At 53.5% G+C, this 18395-nt stretch carries 18 protein-coding genes and 1 other RNA gene; 5 read left to right on the top strand and 14 right to left on the bottom strand.

Features of this window, described 5'->3' with window-relative positions:
* Positions 1–48 precede the first annotated feature (48 nt).
* The 5 genes from WA318_RS00285 to WA318_RS00265 all read right to left on the bottom strand — a co-directional run bounded on the left by WA318_RS00285 (position 49) and on the right by WA318_RS00265 (position 3605).
* Positions 49–372, bottom strand: a complete 324-nt coding sequence (locus WA318_RS00285) for a YbaB/EbfC family nucleoid-associated protein (RefSeq protein WP_114096122.1) — start codon at positions 370–372, stop codon at positions 49–51.
* Entirely contained in the window at positions 369–2264 is a 1896-nt protein-coding gene (locus WA318_RS00280; RefSeq protein WP_336079399.1) for a DNA polymerase III subunit gamma/tau, read from the bottom strand. The genes WA318_RS00285 and WA318_RS00280 overlap by 4 nt, the downstream gene beginning before the upstream one ends.
* A gap of 156 nt (positions 2265–2420) precedes the next feature.
* Positions 2421–2515: signal recognition particle sRNA small type (gene ffs, locus WA318_RS00275), an RNA gene on the bottom strand.
* Positions 2516–2578: 63 nt separating this feature from the next.
* The gene (locus WA318_RS00270; protein WP_336079397.1) at positions 2579–3145 is read right to left on the bottom strand and encodes a hypothetical protein; all 567 of its coding nucleotides are present in this window, start codon (positions 3143–3145) and stop codon (positions 2579–2581) included.
* 16 nt (positions 3146–3161) lie between these two features.
* Positions 3162–3605, bottom strand: a complete 444-nt coding sequence (locus tag WA318_RS00265; protein WP_336079395.1) for a hypothetical protein — start codon at positions 3603–3605, stop codon at positions 3162–3164.
* A gap of 193 nt (positions 3606–3798) precedes the next feature.
* Here WA318_RS00265 and nudC point away from each other — a divergent pair, with 193 nt between their 5' ends.
* Both nudC and WA318_RS00255 read left to right on the top strand, forming a co-directional pair.
* Positions 3799–4737: an NAD(+) diphosphatase gene (gene nudC / locus WA318_RS00260; protein WP_336079393.1), complete on the top strand. Its 939-nt coding sequence runs from the start codon at positions 3799–3801 to the stop codon at positions 4735–4737.
* Positions 4738–4827: 90 nt separating this feature from the next.
* Positions 4828–5628, top strand: a complete 801-nt coding sequence (locus WA318_RS00255; protein ID WP_147251909.1) for a transporter substrate-binding domain-containing protein — start codon at positions 4828–4830, stop codon at positions 5626–5628.
* Here WA318_RS00255 and WA318_RS00250 read toward each other — a convergent pair.
* Entirely contained in the window at positions 5625–5999 is a 375-nt protein-coding gene (locus WA318_RS00250; RefSeq protein ID WP_114096813.1) for a DUF1636 family protein, read from the bottom strand. The genes WA318_RS00255 and WA318_RS00250 overlap by 4 nt on opposite strands.
* A gap of 59 nt (positions 6000–6058) precedes the next feature.
* Entirely contained in the window at positions 6059–6937 is an 879-nt protein-coding gene (locus WA318_RS00245; protein WP_114096117.1) for a LysR family transcriptional regulator, read from the bottom strand.
* Between the two features lie 158 nt (positions 6938–7095).
* On the opposite strand from WA318_RS00245, the gene WA318_RS00240 reads away from it, so the two are divergent.
* Positions 7096–7704, top strand: coding sequence for a glutathione S-transferase family protein (locus WA318_RS00240; protein WP_114096116.1), 609 nt, complete (start codon positions 7096–7098; stop codon positions 7702–7704).
* 136 nt (positions 7705–7840) lie between these two features.
* Here the strand turns inward: WA318_RS00240 and WA318_RS00235 are convergent, their stop codons facing one another.
* Positions 7841–8509, bottom strand: a complete 669-nt coding sequence (locus WA318_RS00235; RefSeq protein WP_336079390.1) for a glutathione S-transferase family protein — start codon at positions 8507–8509, stop codon at positions 7841–7843.
* 173 nt (positions 8510–8682) lie between these two features.
* Here WA318_RS00235 and WA318_RS00230 point away from each other — a divergent pair, with 173 nt between their 5' ends.
* Complete coding sequence (locus WA318_RS00230) at positions 8683–9363, top strand: TetR/AcrR family transcriptional regulator (protein ID WP_114096115.1); 681 nt, start codon at positions 8683–8685, stop codon at positions 9361–9363.
* Here the strand turns inward: WA318_RS00230 and dapE are convergent, their stop codons facing one another.
* The 3 genes from dapE to WA318_RS00215 form a co-directional block, all read right to left on the bottom strand.
* On the bottom strand, positions 9364–10503 hold the full coding sequence (gene dapE, locus WA318_RS00225; RefSeq protein ID WP_336079388.1) for a succinyl-diaminopimelate desuccinylase: 1140 nt from the start codon (positions 10501–10503) through the stop codon (positions 9364–9366).
* 122 nt (positions 10504–10625) lie between these two features.
* On the bottom strand, positions 10626–11471 hold the full coding sequence (gene dapD / locus WA318_RS00220) for a 2,3,4,5-tetrahydropyridine-2,6-dicarboxylate N-succinyltransferase (protein WP_336079386.1): 846 nt from the start codon (positions 11469–11471) through the stop codon (positions 10626–10628).
* A 194-nt stretch (positions 11472–11665) separates the two neighbouring features.
* A complete protein-coding gene (locus tag WA318_RS00215) occupies positions 11666–12361 on the bottom strand; it encodes a pyrimidine 5'-nucleotidase (protein WP_336079385.1) in 696 nt (231 codons plus the stop codon).
* A gap of 427 nt (positions 12362–12788) precedes the next feature.
* On the opposite strand from WA318_RS00215, the gene WA318_RS00210 reads away from it, so the two are divergent.
* The gene (locus WA318_RS00210) at positions 12789–14471 is read left to right on the top strand and encodes an EAL domain-containing protein (RefSeq protein WP_114096110.1); all 1683 of its coding nucleotides are present in this window, start codon (positions 12789–12791) and stop codon (positions 14469–14471) included.
* A gap of 210 nt (positions 14472–14681) precedes the next feature.
* On the opposite strand, the gene WA318_RS00205 is transcribed toward WA318_RS00210, so the two are convergent.
* From WA318_RS00205 to WA318_RS00195, 3 genes are all read right to left on the bottom strand, one after another.
* Positions 14682–15572 carry a substrate-binding periplasmic protein gene (locus tag WA318_RS00205; RefSeq protein ID WP_336079383.1) on the bottom strand — a complete coding sequence of 297 codons (891 nt, stop codon included), beginning with the start codon at positions 15570–15572 and terminating at the stop codon, positions 14682–14684.
* A 207-nt stretch (positions 15573–15779) separates the two neighbouring features.
* Complete coding sequence (locus tag WA318_RS00200; protein WP_114096108.1) at positions 15780–17405, bottom strand: phosphoenolpyruvate carboxykinase; 1626 nt, start codon at positions 17403–17405, stop codon at positions 15780–15782.
* 221 nt (positions 17406–17626) lie between these two features.
* Complete coding sequence (locus WA318_RS00195) at positions 17627–18385, bottom strand: HugZ family pyridoxamine 5'-phosphate oxidase (protein ID WP_336079380.1); 759 nt, start codon at positions 18383–18385, stop codon at positions 17627–17629.
* Positions 18386–18395 lie beyond the last annotated feature (10 nt).

The following is an 18395-nucleotide window of genomic DNA, read 5'->3' as shown; positions in this document are numbered from 1 at the left end:
TTTGTCGCGCACTTCAAAAGTGCCTATCAATCCGGCCCTGTCGGTCGATCAGAATGGCAGTTTGAAGCCTTCCGGCAGGTTCATGCCGCCGGTGACGTCTTTCATCTTTTCCTGAACGGCGGCCTCCACCTTGACCTTGGCGTCGTTATAGGCCGCCACGATCAGGTCTTCGAGAACTTCGGTGTCGTTGGGGTCAACGATGCCTTTATCAAGCGAAAGGCCGCGCATTTCGCCTTTGCCATTAAGCATGACCTTGACCATGCCCGCACCGGACTGGCCTTCGACCTGGAGTTCAACCAGACTTTCCTGCATTTCCTGCATTTTCGTCTGCATTTGCTGGGCCTGTTTCAGCATCCCTGCAAGGTTCTTCATAGCTCGTCGTCTCCTTCGAGATAAAATGCGTCGTCATATACTGAACCGCTTTCGTCTTCTTCACCTTCGGACAATTCCTGTCCGGGTGGCAGATGGACGGCAACGATTTTTGCGTTTGGCAAACCGTCAAGCACGGCTTTGACCACCGGATCCTGCGAGGCATCAGCCTTGCGCTGTTCAAGCGCCTCGAGTTCCTGTTCCTTTAACGTCGGTGCCCCTTCCTCGCGTTCGGAAACACTGACCAGCCAGCGATGTCCGGTAAGGGCATTCATCGCCTTGATCAATTGGGTCGAAAGGTCTGAGCGCGCACCCCGTGCCGGGCGGAATTCGATCCGGCCCGGTTCATATTTCACAAGATGCATATAGTTTTTAACCTGCATGGCAATGCCGGTGGTTTCGCGGTCCTTGGCAAGAAGTTCCGCAACCTCGGCAAAGCTTTCAGGCATTTTGGCATAGACGACCTGCTCGACCTGTTCGGGTTCGCCAAGCGGATCGGGACGGCGCTGTGCAACGGCGGTGGCACCACCACCATTGACCACCTGCATGCGCGGGCCCGGACCACCAGAACCGCCGCCATTACCACCACCCTGCGGGGCGTTACCGGCACCGCCATTTGCCATATCCTGACGCAGTTTTTTGATCAGATCACCGGGCGATGGCATTTCTGCGGCATAGGCTAGACGGATCAGGATCATTTCGGCGGCCTGAATGGGCGAAGGCGCGATGCGCGTTTCTTCAAGCCCCTTAAGCAGCATCTGCCATGCACGGGTAAGCTGTGGCATTGCCAATTTGGCGGCAATTTCCTTGCCGCGTTCGCGTTCGATCTGCGACACGCCGGGATCATTGGCCGCCTCGGGCGAAAGTTTCACACGGGTCAACCAATGGGTCAGGTCGAGCATATCCTGCAACATTACGGCCGGATCGCCACCCAGTGCATATTGTGCGCTCAAAAGCTCAAGCGCCTCGTTGATTTCGCCCTTCATGGTGAAATCAAACAGATCGAAAATGCGTGACCGATCCGAAAGCCCCAGCATGTCGCGGACTTGCTGGGTGGTGACTTTGCCTGCGCCATGGGAAATGGCCTGATCAAGCAAGCTCATACCGTCACGGACAGACCCATCGGCGGCACGGGCGATCAGGGCGACGGCTTCTTCCTCGATCTCGGCCTTTTCGAGCCCGGCAATGCGGGTATAGTGGGCCGCGAGTTCGTCGGTCTGAACACGGCGCAGGTCAAAACGCTGACAGCGCGACAGAACCGTGATCGGAATTTTGCGAATTTCTGTGGTCGCAAAGATAAATTTCACATGCTCTGGCGGTTCTTCAAGCGTTTTAAGAAGCGCGTTGAACGCACTTTTCGAAAGCATGTGCACTTCGTCGATGATGTAAATCTTGTAGCGGGCCGATGTCGGGCGATAGCGCACACCTTCGATCAGTTCGCGAATGTCATCAACGCCGGTCCGCGACGCGGCATCCATTTCCAGAACATCGACATGGCGGTCTTCGGCAATCGCACGGCAATGTTCGCACACACCACATGGCTCGATGGTCGCCGAACCCTTGCCATCGGCACCGATACAGTTCAGCGCACGCGCAATGATACGGGCCGTGGTGGTTTTACCAATCCCGCGCACCCCGGTCAGAACGAATGCATGGGCCAGACGCCCGCTTTCAAGGGCATTTGACAGGGTTTTGACCATCGGGCCATGCCCGATCAGCTCGTCAAAGGTTTTCGGGCGGTATTTTCGCGCAAGAACCTGATACTCGCTTTTGGGCGCGGCGTCGGTGGCGTCACCTTTTACCGGCGCAGATGTATCTGCGGCTGCAGATGCGTCTGGCGCGGGGGCGTCACTTTCGGGCATGTCCTGATTGGCGGTATCGATCTGATCGCTCATTCATCCGGTCCGGATTGTTGTAATCTTGTTCGGTTTTAGCAGCTTCGCGACCGTATGGGAAAGACCAAGTGGGAAATTTCCCATACAAAAAACCACATGCCCGAAGATGTAAGGCACATGACAAAAAACAAGGGGATGTCGGGGGGATTGAAAAGGGTGAGAGACTGAACAGCGACCCGGAAAAACTCGTTACGGCTGCTACCTTCCGGTCCTGACCGGGTTGGCGAGCGGTCCGTCCACTGCCAGCCTCTCGCCCCCTATATCGCGCAAGGTGTTCCAAAACGCAAGAGAAGATGCCCGAAAATTTCAGATCGCTATTGATCAATCAGCAATAACAACGCCTTGTCTTGGCGTTGTGCTTGCAACAACATTTTCCGGATTGCGGTAACTGCCGATTTTTCAAGTCCTTCCAACGGAAGATCGAGAATCCTGAGCAATCGGGAGATATCATTTTCTGACAGATATCCGGCTTGGGCTGGAATTTGACCAGCACTTGCGATCAACGGGGCTTTGAGTTTCTTGAAAATCGACTTGTCCAGAGGGCGCCCCCGCGCCGGATTGGGGAGGGGATTGGTCGTTAAACTGTCCGTTGGTACAAAATCAAGACATTGCCCAAGCTGTCTTCCGGACAGGGCTCCAAGATCGGACGTCTCGGAGAAACAGTGAATTGCTGATAAAAAAGCGCCATAGATCGTACCGCTATCCTCAATCACGGTTTTGGTTTCGACCCGCAGGGCGCGGATAATCGGCAGGTGTATTGGGTCGGTGCATATGGCAAGCAGATCAGAACGTTGCCTCCCGGATGGCAGGGCAAGGAATGTCGCCATCTCGCGGTGCAAAATGTTTGGTGAAAAGCAATATGCGAGATGGCGTATGGTCATGGGTCTATGACTTCACTTACCGACAATTGTCCTGCGTACCATTTACGACGTTTTGTCTGTTCTGCTGTGCGAAGGCCGATACGGCGGCCTTGGCGTCATCTGCACTGACGCCTTCTGGCTGGATGATACCCCAATGACCCTCAGGGTCATTATCAAACAGCGCGGTATAGCCTTCCAAACCAGCAACGGGACCATGTGCGCCGACATCAGGTTCACCATCAAGGATGACCGTGAACCGATAATTACACGGTTTTAACACCGGAGCCAGTTGGGGATGAATGAAGTTGGAAAGAGTTGGGTTGAAGCTGAACTGACCGGGCGAAAGGGTTGCATTGCCATTGGATTTGGCATCTACACCGCGATAAATATCGACATCGGCTTGTGCCGTTCCACCAAGAAGCGTCAGCAAAACAAATGTGCCAATCGAACATGTTGCGGCAGACGTCAGTTTTTCAAACATGATGTTTTCCTTTCAGGTTGCATATCTTGCAGGAAAACCGACGGAGGCATCCATTTGATGTGACCAGATTTATGGCATGATCCAGATAATCTGGCCTGTATATGGTTGCCTTTTGACAAAGCGCCGCTAAGTTTTGAACAGCCTTCCGACCGCTTTTGAGACCGGCAGATCAACTTTGATAATCAGAAATTGAATGGATCAGATGATGGCACGACAATTTTACGAATCCATCGATCTTGATCGTGACGCGCTGCTGCGCAAGACCGAGAACTGGCAGCAGATTCTGTTGGCCGAAGAATCGCTTCGCATCGTTATTTGCCATGCCGGTGATCCGCTTTTTGCCTGGCCCGAGGAAATGGATGCCCATGAACTGGTGGTGCTGGGCGCACCGGCAATCCCGCATCTTGATGTTGATCTCAATGGCGGGCACTGGATTTATATCGGGCGTGATGCACAGGGGCCGGTGATTGCGGTTGATATCGCCCCCGTCATGCCCGAACGCGACGATGCGGTGCGCGCACTGGGCGGCGGGTTTGGCGACATGCGTAGCCGGATGGCCGCCCTTTCAAGTGACGAAGCGGCCTTGGCCGCACAGGCGCGCGCCATTTTCAACTGGCATCGCGGGCATCAGTTTTGTGGGGCATGTGGTCATCCCAACCGGATCGAAGAGGCCGGTTACAGATTGCAATGTTCAAACCCCGCTTGTGGCAAGGCTCATTTTCCGCGAACCGATCCGGCTGTGATCATGCTGATCCATCATCAGGATCACGTATTGCTGGCCCGGTCCCCGCAATTTATGCCCGGCATGGTATCTGTGCTTGCAGGCTTTGTTGAGCCGGGTGAAACCCTTGAACAGGCGGTTGCACGCGAGGTCCATGAAGAAGTCGGTGTCCGGATCAAGCGGCCGCAATATGTGGCATCGCAGCCCTGGCCGTTTCCCGGTTCCCTGATGTTGGGCTTTGTCGCCGAAGCCGAGACAACCGAGCTTTTCCCCGATCAGGAAGAGATCGAATTTGCCATGTGGGTGCATCGCGAAGAGGTCGCAGCACTTCCGCAAAAGGGAATTAATTTGCCGCGACCGATCTCAATTGCACGATTCCTTCTGGAAAACTGGTGCGCGCGACGCATATAGAAAGTGACAGCACAAGGTGAACGGGTAATCCCCCGGATGGTTTTTGCCGCAGTGCACATTTTTGGGAACAACGTCGCAGGATAAAAGCCCTTGGGAAAAATGCGTGTAAAATCGAACGTGCTGGCAGTGTTTCTGGCATTTTGCGCGTTTTATTTTTTCCCCGGAACCAACGCGGTAAGGGCTGCTGACCCGATAATTGTCAAGGTTGGTGCCTATGAATACGGGGTTGTCTATTTCTATCAGGATGGCAAGGCAGGCGGTATTGTTCCCAAACTGATCAACCTGCTCAACGGATTGCAGGATGAGTATCAATTCCAGCTGGCAGAGACATCTTCACGTCGCCGATACCAGGCGCTGATGAATGGCGAGCTTGATCTTGTGTTGCTTGAAAGTGCGCAGTGGGATTGGCCGGATTACGATGTTCATTACTCTGATCCGATCGTCCGGGAAAAAGATATCTATCTGGCGCTATCGAGCCGGACAGATGCACAGGAACTGTTTTCCGATGTAACCGCACATCGCATGCTGTGCGTTTTGGGGTTCCATTACGGCTTTGCAGACTACAATGGCGACCCGGAATATTTGCGCAAGAACTTCAATGTTTTGCTGCGGTATAACGAAGCTGAAGTTCTGGACGGACTTTTTGCCGGCGAAGCACCGATTGCCGTCGTGTCAGCCGGATTTCTGGCCCGTCAGTTTGTCCAGGATCCCGGAATGCGTAATCGTCTGGTGATCGCAGGCAAACCCGATGCAACCTATGATCTGGTTTCGGTGCTGTCGAAAGATTCAGCCATTCCGCTTGATGCCTTTAACAAGCTTGTTGCCGAACTTATTGCCAGCGGTGAAGTCGAACGTCTTTGGCGTCAGCTTCACATTGGCGTATCGGGCTAAATCCCGTCCAGTGGCGGGATGCGCGCGATGACATTCCGGCGCAATGTTTCAGGACGTTCACGCCAGGCGACAATGCCATCATCGCTATCGGCATAACGTGTGGCAAGATCACAAAGATCATCAATCATGGTTTCAGGATCGACATTGCCATAGACATATCCCCACTTACCCGAACCATTGAGCGCAACCGAGCAGCCCGATTTGCAATTGGTCAGGCATTCGGCCGGACGCAGATCAAACGGAAGATCACGCTCGGCACAAAGTTCAACCATCCGGTCAAACAGCATTTTGCCGTGACGCGGATCGGTTTGCGCGTCGGCATTCGAGGCCGTGCAGGTGATGCAAATATTCAGGCGTGGTTTGGTGGTCATCAAATCAATCTTTTTGTGGCGAGGTTTCTGGTTGCGCGTCAAGCGGGGCGCGCATCCAATCAGCTTGCGGCGGTCTCGGTCAAGTCATCTTCAAGATTTTGACTGACATAATCCTGTATGGCGGCAGCCAGTTGGCGACTGACCAGCGGATGTGAATTTTCTGCAAGCATCACGGCAACCCCGACCGCAGGCAGGGGCGGGAAACCATCGCGACTGTCAAGAATCTGGAATTCATCGGTGACACTTGCCGCAGCAAGGGCGGCGACCCCAAGCCCGTCTCGGACCAGATGCAAAAGCGATGCGGCCTGACGGGTGGTGGCAAACAGGTTAAAAGGCTTGCCGGATTTTGAAATGGCATCAATTGCCCAAGCATGAAATTTGCAGTCCTCGGCGGGCAATACCAGTGGCAGCGGATCAAGTTCATGCTGGCGATGAACGGGCGAGGTCACCCAGACGCCGGGCTCATGACGCAGGAAATAGCCTTCCTCGCCCATGGCGGATCGACTGACCAGCGAGATATCAAGTTCCCCCTGATCAAGCATCCGCTGCAGCAAGATGGTCGGATTGACCGAGACAAAGAAAGTCGCGTTGGGAAATACGTTGCGGATACCGCGCAGAACGACCGGCAGGATTTTCTGGGCATAATCATCGGGGCAGCCAATGCGGATCGGCCGGGTCGCATCCTGTGTGCGGAGCTTGCCCATTGCCTCGTCCTGAAGCGACAGGATGCGTCGCGCATATCCGACAAAGGTGATGCCATCATTGGTCAGAAGCACATTGCGCCCGTCGCGTTCAAACAGCTTGTTATCAACCAGCTCCTCAAGTCGCTTCATCTGCATGGAAAATGCCGATGGCGTGCGCCCGATGCGATCAGCGGCACGGTTGAAACTGCCGCATTCGGCAAAGGCAACAAAACTGCGAAGCAGATCGGAATCCATGGTCTATTCCTTTGATCAGAATTTATGATCAATTAATTTGAACAATTGGGTCAAAACTATTCGATTGTTTGAAATTCATCCAGCGGCAAATATCGCACCTGGCCGGCCAATGCTTTAACGCGAATGCTTTTGACGCATGTGCCACAAGGAATTTCACGATGATTTTGAACGACTATCTGATGTCGGGGAACGGATATAAAGTCCGTTTGCTGCTTTCCATGTTGGGTCAACCGTTTGAGTATGTCGAACGCGACATCATGAAGGGTGAAACCCGTACACCGGAATATCTGGCAAAGATCAACCCGAACGGAAAAATTCCGGCCCTTGTGCTTGATGATGGCCGGGTACTGGCCGAAAGCAACGCCATTCTGGGCTATCTGGCCGAAGGCACCAATTTCATCCCTCATGACAGGTATGAGCGGGCTGAAATGATGGGCTGGCTGTTTTTTGAACAATATGACCATGAACCCAACGTTGCTGTCCTGATTTCCTGGTATGAGATCAAGGGGCTGCCGGAAAATGCCGATATCCTTGAACCGATGAAACAGGCCGGTGCAAAGCGTGCGCTTGATCTGATGGAAAAGCGGCTGTCTGGGCATAACTGGCTGGTGGGTGAGGCCCTTACGATTGCCGATATCTCGCTTTATGCCTATACGCACCGCGCTGAACTTGGAAAAATCAGTCTTGCGAACTATCCGGGCATTCGGGACTGGCTTGCCCGGATCGAAGCATTGCCGGGTTATGTTCCGATTACCTGGACCCCGTAATCTGGACTGAAAAAGGGCCACCACCGGCAGGAAATCCGCCCGCTTCCGGGGGAATGGGGGAAGGAAGACTTCCCCGCCTGTGGTGGCCAGATACCCCGATGCGATTAAGGGGAACATCGGGGCGGCGGTCATGAAATCACGCGGATTTCAAAATTTGTTCGGGCAAAAGCGGATCGGTCTGCACGGCTGAACTTCTGGCCTTGAAGCGGTGATAGGCATCAAGCACCATTGGTGCGTCTTCGAGCATCCCTGTGCCGCCGGGCATGGCGTTAAGATAATGCAGGATCGGCATGATCATCATGTCAGGCAGGGTGAAACGTTCCCCCATGATCCAGCCATCGGCATAGGCCTTATCAAGCACGGAAAGATCATGACGGATCACATCGGCAAGTCTGGTCATTTCGGTGGCAAATGCGGGATCATGACGGCGCTGATGATCGGCAAAGACCATCGGAATGACGAAATTGCGAATGATGTTCTGATCCAGTCGTGTCATCGCCAGACTGATCCACTGGTTCATGCGCGCGATCTTTTGCGCCGGGACAGGCCGCAAAAGCGGGCCGGGGAAATGATCGTCGATATAACGGCAAATAGCCGCCGTCTCATAAAGCACGAATGATCCATGTATCAGCACGGGCACCTTGCCAAACGGGTTGTGGCGCAACACGGTCGGCGTTGCATTCTGGCCCGGTGTCTGGACATTGCGGCTGGTGAATTCGAACGGGATTTCCTTTTCAAGACAGGCAATGCGAACCGTGCGGGTCAGGTTGCTGCGCGGCATTCCGACAATGATTACGTCTGACATGATGGGCGTCCTTTGCTGCTTGCTTGGGGCTTTGTTGCCCGTCGCATTGGGCGGGAATTGAAAACCGAACTTGCAGACAGGATTGCCAAGCACATAATATGTTCAAGAACATATTATTGGCCTGTGCCATAGTTCCGCTTGGTCAATCCTCAGACCACCAAACGGAGATCAAAATGCCCTATAGCCCCGCGCATAAACCAAAGACCCGGATCCGTATCGTCAATGCGGCAACCGCATTGTTCAAAAAAGCCGGATTCGAAAATGTGACGATTGATCAGGTGATGGCAGCAGCCGGGCTGACGCGCGGTGGCTTTTATGCCCATTTCAAGAACAAGGAAGACCTGTTTGTCGCCTGTGTGGAGAACGGCATGTCGTTGCTATCCTCGCCGGTTCTGGCCGAACTTCGCAAAGCCGAAAGGCGTGGCAAAGACTGGGTGACGACCTTTGCGACCTTGTATCTGTCGCGCCTGCATGTTGAAAACCCCGACAAGGGATGTGTCTTGCCAACCCTGTCGGCCGAAGTTTCGCGATCAGGAGATCGTGCAAGGGAGGCTTTTTCCCGGTTGATTACCGATGCAACTGAAAAGCTCGCCTGGAAGCTTGCCAAAGAGGATGATGTGCCGGGGATTGATCGGCACATCAATATTGATGCCGGGGCAAAGTTGGGCAATGTGCCCGAAAATTACAAACGGGATTCCGCGGCGATGCTGGCGATGATGGTTGGTGCTGTGGTCCTGAGCCGGGCGGTGGATGACCAAACAGCCGATCAGATATTGAACGCCACGCGCGATACCATCCTCAATAACCGGCAGGCTGACGGGGTTTCGTCGCAAAATGCGCAGAAAACGGCCTGATCAGTCAAAGAAACCGGCAAGGACTTCGGCATAGATCGTAACAAGGTTTTCGATGTCATCGACCATGGCGTGTTCATCGACCTTGTGCATGGATTGCCCGACCAGACCGAACTCGGCGACTTCGGTATATTTCTGAATGAAACGGGCATCGGATGTGCCGCCTGTGGTGCTCATCTCCGGGCGCTTGCCAGTGACTTTTTCCGAGGCATCGGCAATCAGATTGGCGAGTTTTCCGGGATTGGACAAAAATGCCTCGCCCGAGATTTTGACCTTAAGCTCATGCGCACCAGCATGTTCGGTACAGGTTTCTTCAATCCATTTTTTCAGATCAGCGCCAGTGTGCTGATCATTAAAGCGGATGTTAAAGGCCGCGCTGACCTTGGCCGGAACCACGTTGGTTGCGGCATTGCCAGCATCAACGGTGGTGACCTCAAGATTGCTGGGCTGGAAGTGATCGGTGCCCTGATCAAGTTCACGGGAATTGAGGGCATCAAGCGTTCTGATCATGCGCGGCACAGGGTTATCTGCCAGATGCGGATAGGCAACATGGCCCTGTGCCCCAAACACGGTCAGCCAGCCGGTAACAGAACCCCGGCGACCGACTTTCATCATTTCGCCCAGATATTTCGGGTTGGTCGGTTCGCCAACCAGACAGCAATCAAATTTTTCGCCTTCCTGATCGCACCATTCAACCAGCTTGACGGTACCATTGATCGCATCGGCCTCTTCGTCGCCGGTGATCAGGAACGAGATGGATTCATCGAAATCCGGATGTGCCGCCAGAAAGGCATCCACACCCCCGACAAAGCAGGCAATGCCGGTTTTCATATCAACTGCCCCACGCCCGAACAGGCGGCCATCAATCACCTCGCCGCCAAACGGGTCGACGGTCCAGGCGCTGGTGTCACCCGCGGGCACGACATCGGTGTGGCCGGCAAAGCAGAAATTGCGTCCCTTGGTGCCCAGACGGGCATAAAGGTTATCAATGGCATCACTGCCATCGCCGTCAAAGACCTTGCGTTTGCAGTCAAAGCCGCGCGCTTCAAGCGCCTTTTGCAAGACATCAAGCGCGCCAGCATCCGCCGGGGTGACAGACGGGCAACGGATCAGTGACTGGGCAAGTTCAAGGGCGGCAGACATCGGGCAATCTCTTGTTCGGTTTCTGACCGGTTGTTATGCGGTCAGGATGTTTGTGCGAAAAAGGGCAAAACGAACTGGTCGTTTTGCCCCTTATAGATCATCAATGTTGCGCGGAACAGAAATCAGTCGCGCAGCAATTCATTGATTGAGGTCTTCGAACGGGTCTTTTCATCAACACGCTTGATGATGACCGCGCAATAAAGGCTCGGCCCCGGGGTTCCGTCCGGAAGCGGTTTGCCCGGGATGCTGCCCGGAACCACGACGGAATAGGCCGGAACACGGCCGACAAAGGTTTCGCCGGTGGTGCGGTCGATGATCTTGGTCGATGCGCCGATAAAGACACCCATCGAAATGACAGCACCTTCTTCGACGACAACGCCTTCGACGATTTCCGAACGTGCGCCGATGAACGCATTGTCTTCGATGATGACCGGCCCGGCCTGAAGCGGTTCAAGAACGCCGCCGATACCCGCACCACCTGACAGGTGAACGTTTTTACCGATCTGCGCACAGGATCCAACGGTTGCCCAGGTATCAACCATCACGCCGGTATCAACATAGGCGCCAAGGTTTACAAAGCTTGGCATCAGGACAGTGCCCGGTGCGACATAAGCCGAGCGGCGAACGATGCTGCCCGGAACGGCACGGAAACCGGCATGTTTGAACTCGGCTTCGCCCCAGCCTTCGAATTTGGACGGAACCTTGTCCCACCAGTTGGTGTTTTCGCCCGGGCCACCTGCGATGGTGGTCATGTCATTAAGGCGGAAAGACAGCAGAACCGCCTTTTTGGCCCACTGATTGACAACCCATTTGCCGCCGGTCTTTTCGGCAACGCGCAATTCGCCGCGATCCATGGCATTAAGCGCCTGATCAACTGCTTTGCGAATTTCGCCCTGGGTGGCGGAGCTGATTTCGTCGCGGTTTTCCCATGCGACGTTAATCACGCCTTCAAGTTCAGTTCTGTTCATTTTCGAAGGTCCTTGCGGTCAGCCTAAATCTGTCGGGCGGAGAATGGTCAATGCAGCCCATGAAGTCAACTCCGCCAGTTTGCGTAGAAGCGCCCGTTTCGGGCATTTCTCCGTTCCTGATCCCTTTGCGCGATAGACATAGCGGATCAGGCCGGGAAGCTCAATCCTGGAACCGTGACAAATCGCGTCGCTTGTCAGTAAGTTGCCGCAAGAGTGCGCAGGAACCCGACAATGTCACTGGTCTGGTGATCAATGCGGGGATCGTCGCTGCCATTCTGGGCCCATTCGACATCGGTATTCACCCAAACCGTGGTCATTCCCATGTCTTTGGCCGGTAACAGGTTTTTGGCCATGTCTTCGAAATAGACAGCCTGCGTAGGGTCAACGCGATCACGCGCAAGCAGGCGGTCATAGGGCTGTTGCTGCGGCTTGGGGATATAATCGGCATCAACAATGTCAAAGATCGTCTCGAACCGGTCGATAATGCCAAGACGATCCATCACGCGTTCGGCATGGCCGCGCGACGCATTGGTGAAAATAAGCTTCCTTCCGGGCAGGGCATCAAGGGCCTCGGCCAGTTCCGGTGCCGGAGGCACTACTGACAGATCAATGTCATGAACCTTGGCAAGATAGTCTGCCGGATCTATGTCATGTTCGGTCATCAGGCCACGCAAGGTTGTGCCATAACGATGGAAAAAGTCCTTCTGCACCCGATGGGCGGCATCAGCTTCGAGCTTGAGCGTCTCGCGGACATATTTACCAATCAGGTCCGAGACCTGTGAAAACAGATCGCAGTTTGCCGGATAAAGGGTGTTGTCGAGATCAAAGATCAGCACGGATTCTGAAGTCAGACGCGGCAGGGTGACAGGGCTTTTGGCAGACATGGTCATGGTCAGGTGGCCTTGATCGGTAAAATATCGGGGGCGCGACTAAATATTATGCTCCTAGTTGTAAGCGATCTGGTCGCGCTTGGAAACATCTGCCCGGTCTTCTGCAATTTGGCATTGTTGTTATGCGTCTGATGCAGCCACTTAAAGATCGAATTATCGGGGGTGGGGGTTTAAAACCCGCTGCAAGAACAAAGATATATGAAATCTTTGGTGCCAATTTGCCCCGTTTTCTAGCGACTGTTCGGAGTTTCGGGGTGATTTTGCAACAGGATGGTTATTCGCAAGAATAATCAGGATCGAGTTTGTAAAACCCTTGTTAAGCATAAAGGGCTGATCATCTCAAAAAGCCGGAATGGCGGAGAGGGCATTTTTTGAGTTCGGGGGAAGTGAAAAATGTCGCTGATTGCGGGCAGCGTGAGAGGGCGCATTGGATAAACTGATAAAAGCTCGAACAACCGAATTGCGAAACGAACGCAACCGTTTTGCGGCATTGGCCTTTGTATGGGGCGATCTACTTCTTGAGCTGGATGGCGATTTCCGGATCGTTTTTGCCTCCGGTGCGTCGGACGGTATCCTTGGCCGTCGTCCACAGGAACTTTCGGGGAAACTTTTCACAAGTTTTCTGGCCAAACAATTCAGGCCATTGGTTGCTGAAATGCTGCATGTCGCGCGCAGACGCGGACGCATGGATAATATTCAGGTCCGCTTTGCCCAGCATGATGAACAGCTTAGTCCGCCGGTCTCTATGAGCGGCTATTTCCTGCCTGATCTTGGCGATCACTTCTTTGTTGCCCTGCGTGTGGCGATCAATTCGCTGCCACCCGATATTGCCGGATCGATCCAGCGTGACAATGCGACGGGTCTTCTTGATGAAGAAAGCCTGTCAAAAGTCGTGACAGAACGGTTGGTCGCCCAGCGTGAAACCGGTACGGAGCACAAATTCACCCTGATGACCCTTAATGCGTTCGACCCGCTGTGCAAGCGCATGGCGCAGCTTGAGCGCAATGAGCTGATGGCAAGTGTCGGCGCATTTTTGCGCGCCCATTCGGTGGCGGGGGATACGGCCGGGCGCCTTGGCCCCGAGAAATTCGGTATGCTGCATCGGCCTGATGTGCCGATTGGCGATCTTGAAAGGCGGATAGAGGAATGCGTGCGCGATGCCGACCCCAAAGGCATCGGGGTAGAGGTTACCTCAACCGTGACCGATTTCACTGCCGAGGTCATCCCGCCGGGCGATCTGGCGCGCGGGGTTCTGTATTCCATTCGCCGGTTCTGTGATCGTCAGGATCACGGTTTCACCTTCTCGCGGCTGATGGGGCAGGCAGATAATCTGGTCAATAGCACTTTTTCGGCGATGCAGGATTTCGGGATGCGGGTTGACCGACTGAAATTCGACACGGTCTATCAGCCGATTGTGCGTCTGCCTAATGCCGAGATCCATCACTTCGAAGTTCTGGTCCGTTTCTATGATGACGCCGGGGAGTTGATCCCGACACAGGACCTGATTGCCTTTGCCGAACAGGTCAATATGGTCCATCGGCTTGATCTGGCGATGTTGCGCAGAAATCTTAAATGGATCAAGTCACAGCTTCAATCCGGGATCACAGTGCGGGTTGCCGTAAATATTTCCGGTCATTCACTGGAAAACCCGGATTTCTGCCGGTCAGCTATCGCATTGTTCGAACGTAACCGTGAAACGCTTGGCCAGTTGATGATTGAGGTTACCGAAACCTCGGAAATCAAGGATATCGATACAGCTGCAAGATGGATTGCCCGTTTCCGCGAACTGGGCATTGAAATTTGTCTGGATGATTTTGGCACCGGTGCGTCGAATTTCCGTTATCTCAGTGCAATGGAAGTCGATTATGTGAAGATCGACGGGGAATCCATTCGCCAGTCGATGAAAACCGGCAAGGGACAGGCTTTCATGCGGTCGCTGGTCGATTTGTGCCACGAGATCAATGTCGAAGTGGTTGGTGAAATGATCGAGACTGACGAGATGCGCGAACTGATCACCAAGGCGGGCTTTGATTTCGCACAAGGCTATCTGTTTGGCAAACCCGAGGCCGATATCAGCCTTTACTGGCGTGATGCTTCCCCTCGGCGATAGTAAAAGTCGCTATACCAAGCTGAGACTGCATTTCTCATTGTCACAAGGTCACCTTCAGGGTGGCCTTGTTGCGTTTTGACGACGGTTGAAATTCAGGAATAAGAAATTCTATTGATTTCAATTCAATGGAGGATGTGAGCAGATCGATACAAGAAAGACAAAACCTTGTGACCAAAGAAGCTGTTTGGAAAGCAGGATCGCTTTCCGGTCTTATTGAGACAGTTCGGACAAGATCCCGTATTTACCCAAGATGCTGTCATAAAGTCCGCTCTGGCGGATGGCAGAAAGACCGGTATTAAGTTCTTTCAGCAGCATGTCGGCATGTTCGGTCTTGCGGGTGATGCAGGAATAATAGGGATCGTTTGACAGGGTCTTGGTTTTGATGGTCGAAATGCCCGGTATGTCGTTCTTTTCGACATTCAGCAGGTAATCCATCGGGGCCCTGAAAGACAGAACCGCATCAAGGCGTTTTGACAGAAGTAAATTGACCAGTGTTGTTTCACTGTTTGCCATGACGACATCAATATCAGCGATGCGTGCTGCGGTTTCAAGATTGTAGCCATTCACGACCCCGACGGTCATGCTTTTCGCATCCTCAAGATCATCAACCGATTTCAGGATTTCATCGCGGGTGGCATAAAGCGCAACACGTACGTGACCAAGAATGTCTGAAAAAAGAAAGTCGGTTTCGCGTTCTGGCAGATAGCTGCAGGAACACAGACCGTCCACCTGTCCGCTCTGAGCCAGAAAATAGGCACGTTTCCAGGGATAAAACGGTGTCAGCAAGGTAATGTTGCGTGATGCAAAAGCGGCTCTGAGAATTTCAACATCGTAGCCGGGCTTGGTTGTACTGTTTGCAATCTTGGCCGGTGGAAAAGGGTTGCAGGCTAGGGTAACTGTATGGTGCTTGCCGGGGGGCGATATCAGCGCATTTTGTGCCTGGGCATTTCCGTAGCTCCACAACACAATTACCAGACAAAGTAACGTGACAATGGATGCCCATCGCCAAAAGCGGTTGGCGCCAGTGACTGAGCAATTGCCAGTAAAACCACTGGTACTGGGTCTGGACACAGAGTCTGGAAAATGAGCGGGTATGCGCATTAAAGTTCCGGGTTACTATAGATATTAAGTGTCAATAGAATCAGTATGATATCATGCTTCATGCGTACTGTATTATTTCTCTTGGCGACGTGACTTGCGGTAGATCAGTTATCCGGGGCAATGCAGGGTTATTTCTAGGCCCGCGGGATGCCGATAGAAAAAAGGCCGGTGATCACACCGGCCTTTTCCATGGGTATATATTGCAGATTACTCTGCTGCTTTGACTTCGGCGTTGCTGCGAATTGCTGCTTCGCGAACGTCGTCGGTCACATGTTCTTCGAACTTGGAGAAGTTCTTTTCAAACAGACCGGTCAGGTTGGCGGCAGCCTTGTCATAAGCTGCCTTGTCGCTCCAGCTCTCACGCGGGTTGAGAACTTCTGCCGGGATGTCACCACATGCGGTCGGGTATGCAAGACCGAAATACGGATCGGTTGCGAAATCGGCATTTTCCAGTTCGCCATTCAGAGCCGCATTGAGAAGGCCACGGGTGTAAGCAATCTTCATGCGCGAACCAACGCCATAGCCACCACCGGACCAGCCGGTATTGACCAACCAGCAATTGGCCTGATGTTTTTCCATCAGTTCACCAAGAAGCTTGGCATAAACCGACGGGTGACGCGGCATGAACGGTGCACCAAAGCAGGCAGAGAACGCGGCAGTCGGTTCCTTGACACCTTTTTCGGTGCCGGCAACTTTCGCGGTGTAGCCTGACAGGAAGTGATACATCGCCTGTGCCGAGCTCAGTTTTGCGATCGGTGGCAGAACGCCAAAGGCATCACAGGTCAGCATGATGATGTTTTTCGGATGACCACCACGACCGTTTTCCGATGCATTCGGGATGAATTCAATCGGATAGCTTGAGCGGGTGTTTTCGGTGTGACGGGCATCGTCGAGATCAAGCTCGCGCGACTGTTTGTTCATCACAACGTTTTCAAGAACGGTACCGAAACGCTCGGTGGTCGCAAAGATTTCCGGCTCGGCTTCTTTGGAAAGCTTGATCACCTTCGCATAGCAGCCGCCTTCGAAGTTAAAGACGCCGTCTTCGCCCCAGCCATGTTCGTCGTCACCGATCAGGGTGCGCGATGCATCGGCCGAAAGCGTGGTTTTGCCGGTGCCCGACAGGCCAAAGAAGATGGCGGTGTCGCCGTCTTTGCCCATATTGGCCGAGCAATGCATCGGCATGACGCCTTTGGCCGGAAGGATATGGTTGAGAACCGAGAAGATCGACTTCTTCATTTCGCCGGCATACCAGGTGCCGCCGATGATGACCATTTTGCGCTCGAAGCTGACCATCACGAAGACTTCGGAACGGGTACCATCGACTTCCGGATCGGCCTGAAGGCCCGGAGCATGAAGGATGGTGAATTCCGGTGCGAAGTCACGCAGTTCTTCTTTCTGCGGCTGGATGAACATGTTGCGCGCAAAAAGGTTGTGCCATGCATTTTCGTTGATCACGCGAACCGGCAGGCGGAAACGCGGGTCGGAACCTGCAAAGCAATCCTGAACGAACAGTTCGGTGCCCTGGAAATATGCGCGCACTTTCTGATAGAGGCGCTCAAATACTTCCGGGCTGACCGGGCGGTTTACATCGCCCCAATCAATATCTGCCTTGGTGCTGTCTTCTTCGACAACGAAACGGTCCTGTGGGGAACGGCCGGTATGTTCGCCGGTCAGTGCGACGAATGCACCACCCTTGGCGATCTTGCCTTCGTTGCGACGGATCGCATGTTCATAAAGGCCGGCAGCGTCAAGGTTCCAGTGAACGGCGCCAAGGTTTTTGAGGCCATGAGTTTCAAGGCCTACGCGGCTGACAACGGGTCCTGATTGCAGCACGAATCTCTCCTGGTGGGAATTAAAAGAGCTGGGGGTTAATATGCTATTCTACACAACAAGTTGTGGGAAACCCGTTGTGTTGAGACATATTGTTACAAAGGTGTCTTAAAAGCAACCGGTCCTTTTGCCTAATACCTAGGAAAACGTAGCGACTTTTGCGATTGCGAAAATTCTATGTTCAGGGTCGAAGGAATAAATGTTCACAATACAAATGGTCCGACTTATGCGCGCCATTTTTTGCACATTTCGACCAAAATTCCGCGTGCGTCACCCGGTGTGTGGATGGTTTTCTGGAAGTCGATTCTGATTTTTCGAGAATCCGCAGTTTCAGACCTCAGAACCATGCCATCGCAGTCAATGGAATGCATCTGCCATCCAGTATCGGGGTCATGGGATGTGAAATGCGAAACAATCCCCGCAAGCGCATCGGCATGATCGTTATTCATGTGGGTTACGATATCATCGTGGGATGATTTCAGCGGTGCGCAATCGGATGCGATGAACTGGGTGCCCGAAAGGCGACGCTGTTTGCCAAATCCACCGACCCAGTAAACTCCGGCAACCTCGATCCGGTAAAAACCGAAATCGGCGAAACCGGCATATTGCGCCGCATCGGGATGGGCACGCAGATACCCGGCCCGTGTTTCAGGCGCGTCATCGCGGGTGGCACGGCCAAAAATGGTGATGCGCGCATTATCTGTCTGAATTGTATCAGCCTGATTTTGGGTGTCTTGCTGTGGCGTGATCAACAGGGACACCCGGTTATCGACCTTGATATGGCGGGTATGATCGGCAAGATCGGAAACCAGCAGGATCGGTGTGCCATCAATATCAAAGGCCGGAACGACCATTGATGTCACGGGCCAGCCATCGCCGACTTGTTTGTGATCGGCGGCAATGGTCGCAAGGACCGCACTTTTGGCTGTGCGGCAACTTTTCCTGAGATCAGCAACAGAGGGAATAGCAGAGGCGCCTGACATGATAGTGGTC

Origin of the sequence: Thalassospira sp. CH_XMU1448-2 (genome assembly GCF_037027285.1) — a bacterium.
Taxonomy (GTDB): Bacteria; Pseudomonadota; Alphaproteobacteria; order Rhodospirillales; family Thalassospiraceae; genus Thalassospira; species Thalassospira profundimaris_C.
The sequence above is the reverse complement of the archived record's forward strand: the minus strand, read 5'-3'. Positions and strand labels throughout refer to the sequence as shown.